This is a genomic window from Hyphomicrobium sp., assembly GCF_036833075.1.
In the GTDB taxonomy this organism is placed as follows: Bacteria; Pseudomonadota; Alphaproteobacteria; order Rhizobiales; family Hyphomicrobiaceae; genus Hyphomicrobium_C.
The window spans coordinates 201629-218548 of sequence record NZ_DAITQL010000001.1 but is presented as its reverse complement, the minus strand read 5'-3'; the positions used below and the strand labels follow the sequence as shown (position 1 = coordinate 218548).

Annotated in this window: 15 protein-coding genes; 6 read left to right on the top strand and 9 right to left on the bottom strand. The window is 60.8% G+C overall.

Annotated features, from left to right (window positions below; translation table 11 throughout):
• The 4 genes from V7082_RS01030 to V7082_RS01015 form a co-directional block, all read left to right on the top strand.
• On the top strand, positions 1 to 1224 hold a 1224-nt coding region (locus V7082_RS01030; protein WP_334145558.1), incomplete at its 5' end, for a type IIL restriction-modification enzyme MmeI.
• The gene (locus V7082_RS01025) at positions 1221 to 3395 is read left to right on the top strand and encodes an integrase (protein WP_334145557.1); all 2175 of its coding nucleotides are present in this window, start codon (positions 1221 to 1223) and stop codon (positions 3393 to 3395) included. The genes V7082_RS01030 and V7082_RS01025, both read left to right, overlap by 4 nt.
• A gap of 191 nt (positions 3396 to 3586) precedes the next feature.
• Positions 3587 to 3844, top strand: coding sequence for a cysteine rich repeat-containing protein (locus V7082_RS01020; protein ID WP_334145555.1), 258 nt, complete (start codon positions 3587 to 3589; stop codon positions 3842 to 3844).
• Positions 3845 to 4006: 162 nt separating this feature from the next.
• Positions 4007 to 4819, top strand: coding sequence for a hypothetical protein (locus V7082_RS01015; RefSeq protein ID WP_334145553.1), 813 nt, complete (start codon positions 4007 to 4009; stop codon positions 4817 to 4819).
• Positions 4820 to 4929: 110 nt separating this feature from the next.
• Here the strand turns inward: V7082_RS01015 and V7082_RS01010 are convergent, their stop codons facing one another.
• The 6 genes from V7082_RS01010 to V7082_RS00985 all read right to left on the bottom strand — a co-directional run bounded on the left by V7082_RS01010 (position 4930) and on the right by V7082_RS00985 (position 9944).
• On the bottom strand, positions 4930 to 5718 hold the full coding sequence (locus V7082_RS01010; protein ID WP_334145551.1) for a class II glutamine amidotransferase: 789 nt from the start codon (positions 5716 to 5718) through the stop codon (positions 4930 to 4932).
• Positions 5719 to 5723: 5 nt separating this feature from the next.
• Positions 5724 to 6449, bottom strand: coding sequence for an ABC transporter ATP-binding protein (locus V7082_RS01005; protein WP_334145549.1), 726 nt, complete (start codon positions 6447 to 6449; stop codon positions 5724 to 5726).
• Position 6450: 1 nt separating this feature from the next.
• Positions 6451 to 7584, bottom strand: coding sequence for an ABC transporter permease (locus tag V7082_RS01000; RefSeq protein ID WP_334145548.1), 1134 nt, complete (start codon positions 7582 to 7584; stop codon positions 6451 to 6453).
• Positions 7581 to 8714, bottom strand: coding sequence for an efflux RND transporter periplasmic adaptor subunit (locus V7082_RS00995; protein WP_334145547.1), 1134 nt, complete (start codon positions 8712 to 8714; stop codon positions 7581 to 7583). The genes V7082_RS01000 and V7082_RS00995 overlap by 4 nt, the downstream gene beginning before the upstream one ends.
• A 107-nt stretch (positions 8715 to 8821) precedes the next feature.
• Positions 8822 to 9274, bottom strand: a complete 453-nt coding sequence (locus tag V7082_RS00990; RefSeq protein ID WP_334145545.1) for a hypothetical protein — start codon at positions 9272 to 9274, stop codon at positions 8822 to 8824.
• A 13-nt stretch (positions 9275 to 9287) separates the two neighbouring features.
• On the bottom strand, positions 9288 to 9944 hold the full coding sequence (locus tag V7082_RS00985) for a TetR/AcrR family transcriptional regulator (protein WP_442909735.1): 657 nt from the start codon (positions 9942 to 9944) through the stop codon (positions 9288 to 9290).
• Positions 9945 to 10052: 108 nt separating this feature from the next.
• Here V7082_RS00985 and V7082_RS00980 point away from each other — a divergent pair, with 108 nt between their 5' ends.
• The gene (locus V7082_RS00980) at positions 10053 to 10229 is read left to right on the top strand and encodes a zincin-like metallopeptidase domain-containing protein (protein WP_334145570.1); all 177 of its coding nucleotides are present in this window, start codon (positions 10053 to 10055) and stop codon (positions 10227 to 10229) included.
• A gap of 442 nt (positions 10230 to 10671) precedes the next feature.
• On the opposite strand, the gene V7082_RS00975 is transcribed toward V7082_RS00980, so the two are convergent.
• From V7082_RS00975 to V7082_RS00965, 3 genes are all read right to left on the bottom strand, one after another.
• Entirely contained in the window at positions 10672 to 11364 is a 693-nt protein-coding gene (locus V7082_RS00975; RefSeq protein WP_334145542.1) for a hypothetical protein, read from the bottom strand.
• Positions 11365 to 11703: 339 nt separating this feature from the next.
• Positions 11704 to 13209, bottom strand: a complete 1506-nt coding sequence (locus V7082_RS00970; RefSeq protein WP_334145541.1) for a hypothetical protein — start codon at positions 13207 to 13209, stop codon at positions 11704 to 11706.
• Between the two features lie 1684 nt (positions 13210 to 14893).
• Positions 14894 to 15952 (bottom strand): hypothetical protein, encoded by a 1059-nt coding sequence (locus V7082_RS00965; RefSeq protein WP_334145540.1) that lies wholly within the window; start codon positions 15950 to 15952, stop codon positions 14894 to 14896.
• Positions 15953 to 16604: 652 nt separating this feature from the next.
• Between V7082_RS00965 and V7082_RS00960 the strand changes: the two genes are divergently transcribed.
• A complete protein-coding gene (locus V7082_RS00960; RefSeq protein ID WP_334145539.1) occupies positions 16605 to 16865 on the top strand; it encodes a hypothetical protein in 261 nt (86 codons plus the stop codon).
• The last annotated feature ends 55 nt before the right edge of the window (positions 16866 to 16920 follow it).

Below are 16920 nucleotides of genomic sequence, written 5' to 3'. Positions count from 1 at the left end.
ACGCGCCGCCTGACTCAAACCAACCAGCCTCCGGCAAACCCGGGGCGGTTCACAACTTCGATATCTCAGCTTCCGCCAATGCTCAAAGGCAACCAACCTTCGGATGGGGGTGGCCTTATACTGGACAGGCGCGAACGCGATGAACTCTTGGCAGGGCACCCCGAAGCGGCTCGTTTCATCCGTCGCTATCTTGGCTCGCAAGAAATCTTGAAGGGTATAGAACGCTGGTGTCTGTGGATCGAGGATGCTGATCTTGAGCTCGCGCTGAGCGTCCCCTTCATTGCCTCACGACTCCAAATTGTTCGAGCGATGCGTTTGTCTAGCGACACGCCGACGACATCCGCAGCTGCGGCCCGACCCAATAGGTTTATCCAGATACAGGACTACGGAAAAGATGCTGTCGTCGTCCCTCGCAACACTTCTGAACGTCGACAACACGTGCCTGTTTCGACAAGCACAGAAAATTGCATAGTATGGCTCTATTTCCACACCGGACGAATCGCCGATCGCATTCTGCACCCGCAGGAGATGATCGATATCTGGGTCGCGCGACACAGCTTGGTCGATGATCCGGGCCAGCCGTTGCCTCTGCTGCTCTCCCGTCTCCGCAAGACGCACAAGGCGCTCTGGTACGCCAAGACCCAGGGGGACATGGCCCGCTTCGCCATCGGTCACACGCCCGAGGTCGCCGCCCGCCATTACGCCGATCTTCCGTCACTGCGTCACCTGCACGAGCAGACCATCGCCGACGGCCTCAACGATGCGCTCACCTCCGCGCTTCAGCCGCGTATCGTCACGCCCGAGGAGGAAGCCGCCGCCCACCGGGCCCCATCGACGCTGCAACTTCCCATTCCGGCGGCCGAGGTGCGCCGCGTGCTCGCCGGCAAGCAGGATGTCTGGCTGGCGAGCTGCAGCGGCTTCCACAACAGCCCATTCGCGACGGAGGGTGAGCCGTGCTCGGAGCCGTTCTGGGGCTGCCTCGAATGCCGCAATGCCGTCATCACCGCGCGCAAGCTCCCATCCATCATCGCGTTCCTGGATTTCATCGTCGCGCGCCGCGCCGGGATGGACGAGGCTGACTGGCAAGCGAAGTTCGGTCGCGCCTGGTCGCGCATCACGCGGCAGGTGCTGCCGGCATTTTCCGATGTCGTCGTAGCCGAGGCACGGGAGAAGGCCAAGGCGCTCGATCATCAACCCTATCTGCCGTTGGAGGCACGCGCATGAGGCAGGCCGCCGCTCTGAAGCTCGTCCCGGCAGCACGTCCGCATCCGCTCGATGGCAAGCCGGTGCTGGAGAGCGCGCCGCTGCGTCGGGGGCACAAACGATCGTCGTTGTCCCGCTTCGAGGACAGCACGTGGGATCTGTCGCCGGCCGTTTTCCGCGAAAACGCACGCGTCTGCCACGTCACCGCGCACTTCGACGGCATCGAGGATGCAAGCGTCGTACGCACGCTGCGGGAGTTCCTGTATGCCCGGCTCAACTTCGATATGCCTGGGCACCGCGGTCGCCTGCCGCCCGGCAGCATCCGGCAGCTATTCAACCGCACACGCCGGTTCCTCGAGTTCGTCGCGGCCAGGCGCGGCACCTGCCATCTGCCAAACGTCGACCAGGCTACACTCGACGCCTACCGCAATCATCTGACCGCCGATCCGCAGCGCCGCTCCATCCAGGTCGCGCATCTGCTCGGGGTCGTCGTCGATCTCCACCATTACCGCGGGCACATGCCGTCCGGCGGGCTTGAGCTGCTGCCGTGGAAGGGGCGGTCAGCGCATATCGTCGCCGGCTCCAAGCAGACCAGCGGCGAGAACAAGACGCCGCGCCTGCCCGAGCAGGTGATCGCACCGCTGCTCAAGTGGTCGCTCAAGTACATCACCATCTTCTCGGCCGATATCCTGGCCGCACGCGCCGAGCTGGAGACGCTGGAGCAGAACCAGAAGCGGCTCGTTGCAGAGGACAGGCGCCTCTCGCCCGCTGCACGTCGACAGCGCCAACGCGAGCGTCTCATTGCCTACCTCGACCAGTTGCGCGCCAAGGACCGCGGTGTGCCGATCTGGACCACGGCCCACAATGGCATCGTCCGCACCGATCCGATCACACGTGCCACGACGCCGCCTGTCAACGCCCTGCTCATTCATATGCATGTTGGCATCGATGCGCAGGCCGAGCCTGCACACCACGTCATGTTTCGCAAGGCAACCAAGCCGCTCATGCTGGAAGCCATCACTGCGCTCGGTACTGAGGATGGAGGGATGGACACGCCGATCGCCGTCGACCCGGACACCGGCAAGCCGTGGCGGGCGCGCTTCGACGCCAAGTCTCTCCTCCTCGAGGAGCGCATGCTGCAGGCCGCCTGCTACATCGTCTGCGCCTACTTGACCGGCATGCGCGACTGCGAGGTGCAGGCCATGCGCACCGGCTGCCTCGACGTTGAGCGCAGCGAGGACGGGATCATCGACCGCTACCAGGTCAGGAGCACCGTCTACAAGCGGCGTGATGTTCGCGGTCAGGCGGAGAAGTGGGTCACCATCGAGCCCGTAGCCAAGGCCATCACCGTGCTGGAGCGCTTGACCGAGCACATTCGGCGCCGACGCGGCGGCGATACGCTGTGGCGCGTGCTCAACGACGGCCAGAGCAGCAAGGATCACGTCTCGGCCGAGATCGTGCGACAGCTCAACACTTTTCGCGACCACCTGAATGCTCAGTTCGGCACGCCTGAGGCACCGGTCGTCCCGCCGGGCCCGGACGGCAAGCCCTGGCGCATCACAACGCGCCAGTTCCGCCGCACGGTCGCCTGGCACATCGCCAACCGTCCCTTCGGCACGGTCGCCGGCATGATCCAGTACAAGCACAGCGGCATCGCCGCCTACGAGGGCTATGCCGGCTCGAGCTGCTCCGGCTTCCGCAACGAGGTCGAGCGCGAGCGTGCCCTCGGCCAGCTCGACGACGTGCTCACTTATTTCGAGAGTCATCGGGCCGGCGAGGTGCTGATGGGTCCGGCGGCAGCCCGCATCTCAGGCGAACTGCAGCAGGCCGCCGACAAGCTCGATGCACTCCCCGGCCACATCGCCGATGGCCCCCGCGTCCGCGTGATGCTGGCCCACGTGGCCAAGGCCCTTTTCGTCGGCGTGTTGAGCGACTGCTTCTTCGATCCCGCCACGGCGCTCTGCCTCAACGGCAAGGCAGACCACAGCCGGCCCGCCATGGCCCAGTGCCGCCCCGACCGCTGCCCAAACTCCTGCATCACCAGCCGCCACCGGCCGCTGTGGGCCAAGGCCATCGCCGACGGCGAGGAGTTGCTCAGGACGAAGCGATTGTCGCCACTGCAGCGGGAGGCCATTGAGGCGGATATTGATCGTTACCGCCACGTCATCTGGCGCAGCAAGACCGGCATCTGACGCCTGCGTTGATTGGAAGTCCGCGCAAATTGTCGCTGTCGTGGGAGCGACGTGTCGCCCCATGTCACGGCTTGATTGAGGTCAAGGCACATCAGATCACGCCGTTGCTTCATCTCGAAGCTTTGCATGCAGGCCACTGACACGCCTCAGGCTCATTTCGTTGTTTGTCGACAAATCGAGGAGTTGATTCCATGAAACGCGTCATCGTCCAGCTCGCCGGGGCAGTATTTGGCGCCGTCACTCTTGCGACCTCTGCGTTGGCCCAGCAGGGCCCCGTTGCTACGGCCTGCAAGGACGATATCCCCAAGCTCTGCGCCGGCAAGGAGCACGGCCAGGGCGAGGTGCGCGCGTGCCTCGAGGCGAACAAGGACAAAGTGTCGGCGGCATGCAAGGCCGCGCTTGATTCGACCGGCCCCGGCAAGGGCATGGGACAGGGCCAGCCGAAATAGTGGGCTCACTCGGTTCGGCTGAGGGCTGAGCACCCATGAGCCGCTCAGCTCTACGTGCTTTCGTGATTGCCCATGTCATCACACCTCTAGGAGATCCCGAGCACGAGGGTATGCTCCCTGCAGCCCTGCAATCCAGCGCGCACGTCAGAAGGAGCAACCGCGATGACACTTTCTTCGGTGACCACGCGACCTAGCCGGAACATACATCTTCACCTCATCGCCGCGCTGTTTTTTGTCTGCTCTTCCGGGCTGACAGCCGCCTATGCGGAACCGACAGAAATCACGGTTCGTGTCGTAAGCAAGGACGCCAAGTTTATCGGAACGAGTGTCGGCGCCATGCGGGTCACTCTGAGAGATGCTCAGACGGGCGAAATCCTTGCCTCCGGGCTGACCAGCGGCGGCACCGGCGACACCAAGCGCACCATGCACAAGGACGCGGGGCGTCGCGCGATCTTGAGCGATCCGTCGACGGCGAAGTTTGTGGCGACACTGGACCTGTCTGAACCACGCCTGATCGAGGTAGAGGCTTTTGGTCCACTGGCACAGCTCCAATCCGCCCATCGTGTCCTGTCGAGCCAATGGGTCGTGCCGGGTCGTAGCATCACCGGCGGCGACGGTTGGGTTCTTGAATTGCCCGGTATGGTGGTCGATGTCCTGGATCCGCCGGCGCATATCAAACTGTCATCATCGGTCACGAAGGTCGATGTGCGTGCCAATGTCATGATGATGTGCGGCTGTCCCATCGAGCCTAAGGGTGAGTGGGATGCGGAAAAGTTCGAGGTGAAGGCGATCATCCGTCGCGACGGAAATCCGCTGCCGCCGGTCAGTCTTGTCTATGCAGGGGCAACGAGTCAGTTTTCCGGCACTGTTCCCGTCGACGCGCCAGGGACTTACGATGTGATCGTTTACGCCTTTGATGCGGGAAACGGTAACACAGGACACGACCGCACAACGTTTATTGTCGAGAAGAAGTAGTAGTTTTCACTATTTCTCCATGAGCAGATTTCAACCACAACCCCGTGGCTCCTGACTTCAACCCAAAGCCAGCCGGAACGTGGCGCGACACGGGAGCGGTGGGATGGCCGCTACGCGGCCTCAGCCTCGGCGATCGTTCCGCCTTCGATTTCGAGAACCGCACCGCGTGCCAATGGTCGCCAGGCCTCCGAGCTCAGCGGCACGCTGGCAATCAGGACGACCCTCAGCGCGTCGCCCGACACCGCCAAGGGGGAGGTTTCGTGCGCAGCGGCATTCGGCGCGCATGACCGCTCAAGCAGCCACAGGCCGGGGGGCTCGATCGCGCCCGACGGCTGCTTGCGGCGGTCGGCATGGACCCAGAGACGCCCGCCGCCGGCATATAGAATGTTGGCCGGTCCCATCGCTCTGAAACGCCTGACGGTGTCCGCGAACCGCGCGTGAATTTCCTCGACGCTTCCACCCGTCGGGGCGATGTCATCGAGAAACGCGCAGAACGCCGCCTCACTGTCGGTCTCCCCGATCGGGCGAAAGCGCGACGCCGTACGCCCGCCGGCCGAAGGAACGATCCCCAGATTGCCGTTGTGCGCAAACGTATGCGTGCGACCCCACAGCTCGCGCACGAACGGCTGCGTATTGGCAAGCGATACCGCCCCCTGCGTCGCGCGCCGGATATGGGCCACGACAAGCTCGCTGTGGATCGGACTCTTCTGCAGGCACTCGACCCACGGGCTACCGGCTGCAGCGTGAGGATCGCGCCAGACTTGCGTGTCGTTGCCCTCGGCAAATGCGATGCCCCAACCATCTGGTTGACCTGCAGGACCGCCATGCGCTGCCAGCCTCGAGAGCGACAGCTTCACGTCGACGGGGGCGGATGCGCTAATGGCGAGCAATTCGCACATGAGGCTCAGGCCGCCCGCGAGGTGTCGTGCTCGCTGTCGAGACGGCCGTCGCGCAAGCTGAAGATGTGGTCGAATCGATCGAAGATCTTCTCATCGTGCGTGACGGCGATGATCGCGGCCTCTTGCTCGACGGCGACCTTGCGCAGCAGATCCATAACGATCCCTGCGCGCTTGGAATCGAGCGCCGCCGTCGGCTCGTCCGCGAGAATGATGCGCGGCCGGTTGGCAAGCGCCCGCGCGATGGCGACGCGTTGCGCCTCCCCGCCCGACAGCTTGGCCGGCATCGCGCTCTTGCGGTGGCCGACCTCGAGATAGTCGAGCAGCTCGACCGCGCGCCGCCGGGCGGGTGCGGCGTCCGCCCCGGCCAGTTGCAGGACCAGAGCGACATTGTCGGTGGCGTCGAGGAATGGGATCAGGTTGTGAAACTGGAAGATGAAGCCGATCTTGTCGAGCCTGAGCTGCCGCAAATTTGACCTGAGCCACCGGCCGTTCTCGATGACCACCTCACCGTCGAGCTCCATCGATCCCGACGACGGGTCGAGAATGCAGCCGATGACGTTCAAGAGCGTGGTCTTGCCCGAGCCCGATGGTCCGAGCAGCGCCACGACTTGGCCTGGATAGACATCGATCGAGACCTCGCGCAGCGCATCGACACGGGTCTCGCCCTCGCCGAAGTGCTTGGAGATGCGGTCGACCCGAACGAGGGGTGTGCTGGACACAGCTGTCGCCATCTCACCCTCCGAGTGCCGTGGCCGGGTCGACACGGAGCGCGGCGCGCACGCCGAGACCGCTCGACACGAGGCAGACAGTGAAAACGATCAACCCGAGCACGATTACGTTATCGGGCTCCAGCACCACACGGCGCGGGAAATAGTCCTTGATCACGACGATGAGTGTCGCGCCGATCGCAAAGCCGATCAGGCCGAGCGCCATCGCCTGCTGCACGATCATGCCGATAATGGTGCGGTCCGGCGCGCCGATCAGCTTCAAGGTGGCGATCTGCCTCAGCTTCTCCATGGTCATCGTGTAGATGATGAGAGCGATGATGACCGCCGAGACGACAAGCAGCAGGGACGTGAAGAGCCCGATCTGGCGCCGTGCGCGATCGACGAGCGAGCGCGTGAGGATCAGCTCCTGAGCCTCTTGCGTAATTGCCGCCAGATGTTTCCATTGCCGCACCGTCTCGGCGACGGCATCTGGCGAGCTATTCGGCTGAAGGCGCGCCACGACGGCATTGACAGTATCGCGGCTCGCTCCGCCGGTCCCGCGCGCAAGCTGGACGCGGGCTGCGGGCGGTGCGAGATCGAATTGTAGCTTCTGCGCGTCGCGCAGCGTGATGTAGACGGCCGGATCGCCTCCGGAATTGACCTGATGCCGGGTCAGTCCGACGACACTGAAAACGTTGCGGCCAAGGCCTATTCGATCGCCGAGGACGAGCCCCGAGCTGCGATCCGCAACCATTTCATAGTGGCTGCGCGCAATAGCGCGGCCCTCACTGATCTCCGGCGGTCCGCCCGGTCGCGTCGGCTCGTAGCCGATGACGTACAGCCTGAGCTTGCCGCCCCGGTGCTCGGTCTCGACCGTCTGATAGGTGATGCTGCCGGCGGAGGCGACGCCCGCGATGCGTGCAATGGCTTCGCGGATGTCGCCGGGAATGCGCGAGGCCTCTGCAAATGGACCGCGCGTATTCGCCTCCACGACCCACAGATCGACGGCCGGCGCCCGGGCGATCGTCAGCGCATCGACGACGAGGCCGCGATAGATGCCGATCATGGCCAGCACCACGCCGAGCAGCAGCCCGAGGCCGATGCAGGTGAGCAGGAAGCGGAACAGGTTGTGGCGAATGTCGCGGTAGGCGAGGTTCATTTCGCTTTCCCCTCGCTGACACTTGCCGCGCGACCGTCGCGGAAGCTGCTTTCCACCCGTGTGACGACACGGACCCCTTCGGGGAGCGCGTCCACGATCTCGAGCCGGGCATCTTCCGTGCGGTGCCGGAACTTGACGAGGCGCTGGCGCAATCGCCCGCCCTCTACGGTCCACACCTTGCCCTCACGGGCGTTGTAGCCCTGCACGGCAGCCTCTGGCACCAACAGCGCCTTGTCGAGCTGAGCGACCGTGATCAAGAATTCCACCTGCTCGCCCAGAAACACACGCGGCGGCGGATTGTCCCCTTTGATGTAGACGCGCCGCTCCTCAGTGACGCGATCGCTTTCCAGACCGACACGCACCACTTGGCCCGTGAAGGCGTCCTGTGGACGGGAGCGCAGGCGGGCATCGACACGCTGGCCTTCCTGGATGTACCCCGCGCGCGCCTCGTCGACATAGGCGAGCCCCCAGTAGCTACCCGCGGCAATCAAAGTGAAGATCGGATCTCCGGCCTTGACCACGGTGCCGAGCTCCTTGTGCCGCTCGATCACGATGGCATCATAGGGCGCAACGAGTGTACGATGCCGCAGCAACGTCTCCTCGAACTGAACCTGTGCCTTGGCATCGGTAAGCTGTGCGCGAGCGCTTGCGATCTCACTCTCGGCAACGACGACATCGGCCTTAGCCACCGCCTCGTCCCGTGCGGCCTCCTCCGCCACCTGCTGCGAGACGATGTCGCGCCCGACCAGGGTTTGCTTGCGCCGGTTGGCCTCCTGTTTCTGAGCGAGCACGGCCCGCGACTTCTCCAGATTGGCCTCCGCCCGCGTGATGTTGACCGTAGCGATCTCGAGTGCGGCGCGGGCCTTGGCGACCTTGGCCTCCTGCTCACCGAGACTCAATCGCGCCAGCACCTGGCCTTTCGTCACGCGGTCGCCGTGGTCGGCATGGAGCTCCGCGAGCGCGGCGCCAACCTCGAACCCAATCCTCGACAGCACACGCGCCTCGACGGTTCCGAGGCCGAAGACGCGGACGGGGACGTTGCGCTCGACCAAGGCCACCTGAACGCTGATGGGGCGATTGCCGTAGATGGCGAGACCCAGCATGACCGCTGCCATAACACCGGCAGCCACCAGCGCGTACCTGACTGCCGGCCGGCGAAGGACTGCCGATGATGGAAGCCAACCTTTTTGCATTTGCGTCATGACCTTGTGCTCGGGTGTCGGCGCAGCGCTGTCGTTCATGATCGATCGGGTGTCACCAAGGACCAGCCCGCATGATCGAAATACTTGGGATATGTCTCGAGAGCCTTTCGCATGACTGCGATACCGCGCTGCGGATCATTTTTCTGCGTAACGAGATCGGCGCCCTCCAAGAAATCCGCGATCATGACGTGGAGCGTCTCGTCGGCCGCGGACGGGAGCTTGCAGTTTGCGGTCAGGTAATCGACCTGCTGCTGGATGCCCCTGGCGAGCACCTGCATCTCAGTCGCGCTGGCTTCCGGCCTGGCGGCACTCACCAATTCACGGATACGCTCCATTCCGACGCGGAGCGGCTGGTCCGTCTCCCACTTCTGGCCGGCATTGAGCTGCAATCCGCCCCCGGCCTCATGGCTATGGCCGTTTCCGTGCAGATGATAGAAGGCTAGCCCACCACCAGCGACCAGCGCGAGTGCAATGATAACAAGTTTCATTCGCATGTTTATCTCAACCTCTTTTCTTGGGCTGTCTCAGTTCTTTATTGGCTGCCGATGCCCGCTCCACACAGCGGGCACCCAGACCGCGAAAATAGATTTCGATCACGCCCGGCGCATTGGCTCTCGCCGCGCGAAGGTTGCCCGCCAGCATCGACTGCATCACTAGGCCTTGGATCATTCCAATGAATAGGATCGCCGCCGCCTGCGTGTCCGTGTCGGCCAGCACCTCTCCCCCGGCTTTGGCTTCTTTCAGCTTGTGTGCGAGCCGCTCCGCGTAACGTCGCATCAACGTGTGCGCGACTTTCTTCGCAGGCGTTGCTTCTGCTCGCTGCAACTCTCCGAACATCATCCTCGGCACACCAGGATGCTCGATCACGAATTCGATGTGGCTCATGAATATCGCCTGCAGAGCAGCAAGCGGTGATGCTGACTGCTCCGCTGCCCGATCAATCCGATCGAGCAGCCGATCGGCGACCCACTCCATCACAGCCTGCCAGATGGCCTCCTTGCTCGGGAAGTGCCGGAACAAGGCACCCTGGGTAACGCTCATCTCACTGGCGATCGCCGCTGTCGTGATCTCGCTTGGGTTCTGCGTGCCCGCAAGGGCGACGACGGCCTCCACAGTTCGCTGACGACGTTCCTCGGCGGGAAGATATTTGGTCTGCATCTCTGACATTGGTCCAAATGATAGTAATTACTTACTATCATGTTGGGGCGTCCGATGTCAATCCAGCCGCTCCCAGGCAGACGCAGACTGTCAGGATAAGTCGCCGAGATCGGCTCGGCCTTCCTGTGCGCTGAACTTGGCATCACGCAGGACACGCGCGCAGACCATGCGCAATACATAGCCAACTGGCTTCAGCTTTTGAAAGACGACCCCAAGGCGATCTTCACTGCTGCGGCCAAGGCCAGCGAGGCCGTAGCTTGGCTGAAGAAGCAGCAGCCCCACTAGGGGCTGCTTATTTTCACTTCGACTCCCGGGGGTGTAAGGCGAATACAGGGGGGATTTCTCTTGTGCTCATGTTCTCGTGAGAACACCATCTGGCAAAACGCACCGATTGCGTTTTATTACTATTATCGTATACAATTAAAGAATGAATACCGACGTCGAAACATCGTTCTGGAAATACTGAAGGACTTGCAAAGGCGAAGTGGCGAACATACGCGCGAGCTACGCTTCTTGCGTGATGACATGCGGGAAGGCTTCGCCTCGGTACGCGGCGCTCCAAGCACAACAGCACGACATAAACTTGCTGGAGCGGCGCATGGAACGTGTTGAAGATGATCTCCGCATGATAAAGCGCGCGACAGAGTTTCCAGAAGACGTTGACGCTTAGCGGCGCCCATCATTTCCCATAAGATACATTATCACACAGATGCAGCATGCTCCGGCTTCACAGCTCGCGCTGCCCACCTTCAATCAGAGCCGCCGCAGCGGTGAGGCAGTTTAGGACCTTCTTGTCAGCGTCTTTCTCCCATCTTGCGCTTACGGGTCGGTGTACCACTGCATTTGCAAACTGCCTGATGCGATGGAGATCGAGCTTCCACATCCATGAGTTCTCCGGAACCTGGAGGGCCAGATCGATCATCTCACCTAACCGAAGGCTTTGACCTGCCGGCACAGGGTCTTTCGGCAAATACGCTTCCTTGAGCATGTGCTCAATAATTGCTCGGCAAGTAACCACGGCTGCCGCGTACGCCCCTACGAGATACGCGTTGATGGCATCGTTCAGAAGTTCAGCTACGGCGCTGTAGGGCCGACCGGCCGAAACTTTGCTGAGATGGGACGGCACATAGGCACGCGGCAGCTTCCTCCAGCGGTCCTCAATTCCTTTGAAATCAAGCTGAACCTCATCATGGAAAAAGTCCCAGGCCTCCACGCCTTTCAGCATCCAGCCCCAATCCGTACCGTCCGGCGAATTATCGAGATCATCGAGACCGTTGGAATCGTAGAGATGCTGCATAATCTGATCTATCGCATCGTCGCCTTCTTTGAGACCTGGAGAAAACTCTCTGTAGACGCGGACTCTTTGCTTCAAGAATGATGGCGCTGGATTGTAGATCTCATTGAAAGAGAGACCCTTCACGCTCGATCCCTCGACGAGGCGAAAGGCTCTCATGCACCTGCACTTGAGAAGCTCAAGAAGTCTGAGCTGGTAGCGCAAGCGGAGCGCTTGTTGACCGGAACAGCTTGGTTGCCTGCGCTTGCGCAGGTCAAACCTACAGCTGATTAGGCTGCTTACTCGGCTGCGCTTGCGGGCGCGGCCGAGTTTTTTTGTCGTAGAACGCACGCGCCGCTTCAGCCGCTACATCAAACGCCATGCGCCACGCCTCAGTTCTTGCGAGGACGAGCAGCACTTCCTGCTGGAAAAAGCATGAAGATGACAGGAGGCATCTTCTCAACTTTCCATTGAAAGCCTCAGCGACTAATCGCTTCGCGCCGTTATCTCCGCCACCGCAGCTCTCGCGCGGAAGCGACCGAGCACCAGCGTATCAAGCGTGTTGATTTCTCCTTCCTCTGGCTGGTCGAGCAGCCAGCCAGAAATGCGGCCCGCTTCGGGAGCGAGATAGTTCACGATATCCTCGCGTTCAGATGCAAAGTACACCATCGCCCCTTGAGCATAATCGACATAGACAAATGAGAACACACGCTTGAGCGTCCGGTAGACGATCAGGCTTTCAGGAGCAAACGGGTTATCCGACGATATCCAGAGCGTGAACACGCCGTCTTGTTTAAGATTGGCGTGAATGTTTCGGAACATCTCGTATGAAAACAGATGCGTGGCCACCATGTCATGCATCCATGAAAGATCCAGCACCACGGCATCGTACGAAGGCTGACCGGATCGCTTGGCAAAGAATGTGAACCCGTCGGCAATGGTAATTAGTGCGCGCTTGTCTTCCGGTGTATGCGGCAACAGAGGCCAGAACAGCTTTTGCGCCTCGGCAACCTGCGGATTGATTTCAATCACCTCGGCATGAGCATCAGGCCGAAGCCCGGAGAGAATCCCCGCTAACGTGAAACCGCAGCCCAGCCCCACCACGGCTGCCCGTGCGTCTTCCGCCCCGACATTATGCGCGATCATATCCGCCGGGATGCTGCCGAGTTTGAACTGAAAATGTTCGGCGAGCACCTGATCCCGTAATTCGCATAGGGGTTTGTTATCCAGCAGCATGATTTGTGCGGCATCCGATCTGGCGACGGATACGATCCCGTAAGGTGAAGTGCGCGAGAACACTAGGTTCTCTGCTCGGTAAGAGGGGGCCGCGTATTCCAGAGCGATCCGTGCCGCCCATTCCTGTTGCGGCTTCCCATCCGCTTGCCGGGTGGCCGGGGGAGCAATCAGAAATGCCGCCACGAAGACGGCCACAGCGAACGGTAATGCAGCCCTTATCGAATAGCTGCGGTGTTCGAGGCGCATCGCAAGTATCAGCGCGGCGGCTTGCATCAAAAGAAGCGCGCAGAAGGAAGCAGTTATGCCCACATATGGCACAAAGTGGAACCCGCTAAGGGCTGCCCCAAGAACCGAGCCAGCACTGTCGGCGATTACAATTTTCCGGGCTTGCCCGTTCTTGCCGCCTTCGACCATAAGCCGTATCAGCAGCATCCCGCTCAGCGTCGCCAAGCACACCCCAAACAGAATTGAGAGCGCAATCGTGGCGCTCAGCCCCATCACGGGCGCACTCATTCGCCAAACCATCAAAGCCGCCAAGCACGATAGCAACAGCGCGATCGAAAGCAGACCGGTTAGCGAACTCCTTATGCGCGGCGCTATGAGCGTGCCGATCAAAAATCCGCTTAAATGAATGGTGATGATGCAGGCTGCCGCAAAATCCGAATGTGCCAGATAGAAAAAGATGATCCGGTTGAAAATGAACTGCGCCGCGAGGGACCAAAAGCCGACGGAAACGGCGAGAAGAAGCGGAAGCACAGATTAGTCCCACGTAATCGTTACGCGGCCTACGGCGCCTAGCCCGCCGTCATAAGCGTTGCCATTTCCGCCAGCGCCTCCCGATCCGACTATCACGGGTATCTCGGCGCCCGCCGCGAAAGTTCCCGAGGCATACGTTCGACTAGAGTAGCCGCCGCCGCCGCCGCCGTCCCCGTAGCAACGCTCCCCGGTGCTCATAGGCCCTCCACCTCTAAAGGCTCCTCCACCGCCGCCACCGGGCGCACTACCTGGCTTGCCGTTATTGCCAGCGCTAACTTGCGCACCGCCCGCTCCGCCGTTCGCTCCATTGCCTCCTTTCGCACCAGCCGAACTGCTCGTTGATCCGTTTTGTCCCGTTAAGTTTGTGGTGCCGCCAGTCGCCGAGCCTCCCGCACCCCCCGCGCTTGTAGATGCCCTGATTCCGCCATTTGCAATCACCGAACCGTCCCACGAGGAGCTACCCCCGCTTACACCAACTGCACCAGAACTCGTGTTGCATCCAGCGCCGCCGCCGCCACCGCCCCAAACCTCAACAGTCAAAGTATTGAAGCAGGGTATCGTAAAGTTGAACGAACCTGCCGTTGAGAAAGTTTGAGCCCCCGCTACCACACCACCTCCACCGCCTCCCGACGCAGCACAGTTTGTAATCGTGCCGCAAGAGGAACAGGCGGCGGCAGTAACCCCGGTGGGCAACGCGTTGAGAAACGCGTTCGCACCCGAGCTCCACTCCGCTGCTGACTTCGTCGGAACCATGATTGTCTGGCCCGACGCGTGGTTATTGGTGACCGCCCTGCAGGTGCTGTGTTCATCAATGTTGTACGTTGCACCATGAGGTATCTCGCAACGATCAAGCGCATAAACCGTCCCGCTGCAGATACCCATGCTCAACAGCATCACTGCCAACGGAGGAAGAAAGGTCTTCAGGCTCCGCATGGCCGAACCTCAAGAATATCTCGACCGTGTTGGTCTTTCCGCGTGTGTGCGACTGACCAGCCAGATCGATCAGGCGGCACCGTCGCAAGCACATCCTTAGTTAAGTTTCTAAACGCGGTGCAGCGGCCCGCTTCGGTGATTTCGAGGGAAGACTCTGGATAGAGATAAATGCCCTGTGAGGCCGACGTTGCGCACCCCGCAACCAACAACGGCACTAGAAGAAGAAAGCGCATGAACTCCCCGCAAAATTCGTTCGTCAGAATGAAACGGCCACCAAAGAGCCAAGCTCTTGGTGACCGGGAGTTCGAAACCGTCGTACTGTAAGAACGGCGCGGCAGTCTTTAGCCGCGAGCTGTTCGCGCGAAACGCGAGCGCAGGCAGAGCCTGAACATGCACTGCCGCCTCCCGGTCTAGTTCCCGAGAAGCGACATCCACGGCGCGCTTCGCCAATATGTGAGGAAGACGCACCAAGTTGCGGCTGATGCCTGCCGTACAGTACGAGGGGTTTCGATGCCCCGGCTGGAAAAACTCCAACTTCTTTTATTCTATATTTTTTTCGTCATAATTGGAACAAATATCTAGATCGCAAGGCAAATCCCGCGCCCGATCAGAATTTCGGGCGCGGGAAACGTCGCTTGCGGCGGCGGCTTTTTATGGTGGGCTGCGGGCCGGAGTTTTTGAATTGCTTATCGAACCGCCGACCCGGGGCATGCGCCACGCGGAAGGCATCGTTGAGAGCCATGCTTGGCCCCTACTCTGCCGCGATCTGCGGGCTGCCTGCGGCTTCCGCTTTTTCGAGGGCAACGTCGCGCCTTTGCCTGATCTGCTCTGCCGTGGCGGGACTGAGGATACGGCCGTTGATGAGCCCGATGCTGGAGCGCCAGTTGCGTTCCATCGCATAGCCTGCATCGGCCAGACCCTTCTTGTCGTCCTTCGAGAAGGCCGTCACGCGTTCCGGCACGATGTTGGCGGCCGGCACATACCGGTCATAGCCGATGTTCACGGCGGCGAAAGCTGCCTGTAAGGATTCCGGCTTGCTCGTCGAGAGCATAGCATCTTCGCTCGCAAGCACAATCTTGGTCGCGAAGCGCGCGGCGTCCGCATCTGGATACTTCCGCGCCAGATCTTCCTGCTCCTCCTCTAAGAAGGAGCGGAAATATTTGACGTTGCCCCGCACGGCATACTCACCGTGCTGGATCGGCACAAGGTCGAGGCCTTTCGCCTTTAGCTCGATGATAGACATTCGGCTCAGCTTGGGCTTGTCATCACCCTCCAAGACAACTTGCATCCGGAATGCAGAGGCATCGATGCCCAGCTTATCCGCTATCCGCGCGCGGGCCGGATCATCCAGCTCCACGATCTTTCGTATATTGTCGCGGTGCACATGCGACCCGTTACCGAGCGGCACGAAGCGCATACCGCGCTCATTGAGCTGCTCGATGCTTTTGATGCCCCAGACGGGTGTCAGTTCGCCAGAGAGAACGATGCGCGTTTTGAACTTCGATGTATCGATCTTTTTGGCGTCCGCTAGCCCTTGGCGGTCTCGGTCACTGAGCGGCTCCACCAGCCGGATATGAGCGCGGGGAACGTAGACTCCCCCGCCCACATACACGAGCGGAAGCTCGCTGCTGCGGAGATCGGCAACCGATTGCTCGGTCATGACGGGGGTAAAATCCCCCGCCATCACGATCTTCGCCTTTTGAGGACCATCGCGACTTTCGCCATCGACGATCTTCATGTAGCGGATCATCCCAAGAGGAATTTCTTTGGCTTCGCCGCTGGTTGTTTTTACTTTTACGTGTTTAGTCATTTTGATTACTCCTTTACAAGTATGGGTTGTTTACATAATTGATATACATTTACCATAAGTAGAAAATATCAATCAATTAGAAATCGATTATTTCATTCGATTTGACTTTTTCTAAGCGACCATTTTTTATCGTGAATTGTAGCGCGGGTCACGCTCAGCGCGCTTTCGCGCTGACCTGTTGAACGGATGGATCAGCTGAAATTTTTTCGCTCACTCGATCAGCGTTTGCATACGGACGCATGATCGCACGCACCCTACTCGTGCGTTTGTCTGCAAAGATTTGTTGGAAAATATTCTTCCGGATTGCCGTGTCAGACAGCCGTTACTTGCACGCGCAAGGCACGGTCTTCTCGCTGCGCTGCTGCGATGTGGATGCTAACGCGGCTCTTTGAGAGCTTCCGGTTCGTCGGAGCATTTGTGGCTCATCCCGCCCCAATCTTTCATCAGCGCAGGGACATCCAGCCTTAGAGCCACGCGCTTATCGCGGACGTCGCCGGCACGGGCGTGCGCCCTTCGTCAATGCCCGGCCCGCACCACTCCTGCTGCGCAGGACCGTGTAGGGCATGACGATCCGGCTTTCAGCGCCGCGATCTGGTTCGCGCATGGCTGGATGATCCAGCCCGAAAAAAGAAAGATCGAAAGGATGACTATCATGATCAACTCACAACCGAAATCCAAACCTCTCTACCGCGTCAGCTTCTCCGCATTTACCGGCAAAGACGACAAGGGCAACGACCGCCTCGGTTCCGCCCGCGAGATCGGCAGCGTCTGGCCTCGCAAGGACGGCAAGGCACCGATCATCCGCTTTGACATTATCCCGATTGAACTCACCCAACGACAAGGTGTGCTGTTCCTCAATCCCGTCGGCGGCAAAGATGACGCTGCGCAGGACGAGGACGCCCCTCCCGCCTAAATGATCCCACCAAAAGGACAGGCCCGCGCTGCAAAGCGCGGGCCCCCGCCTTGTC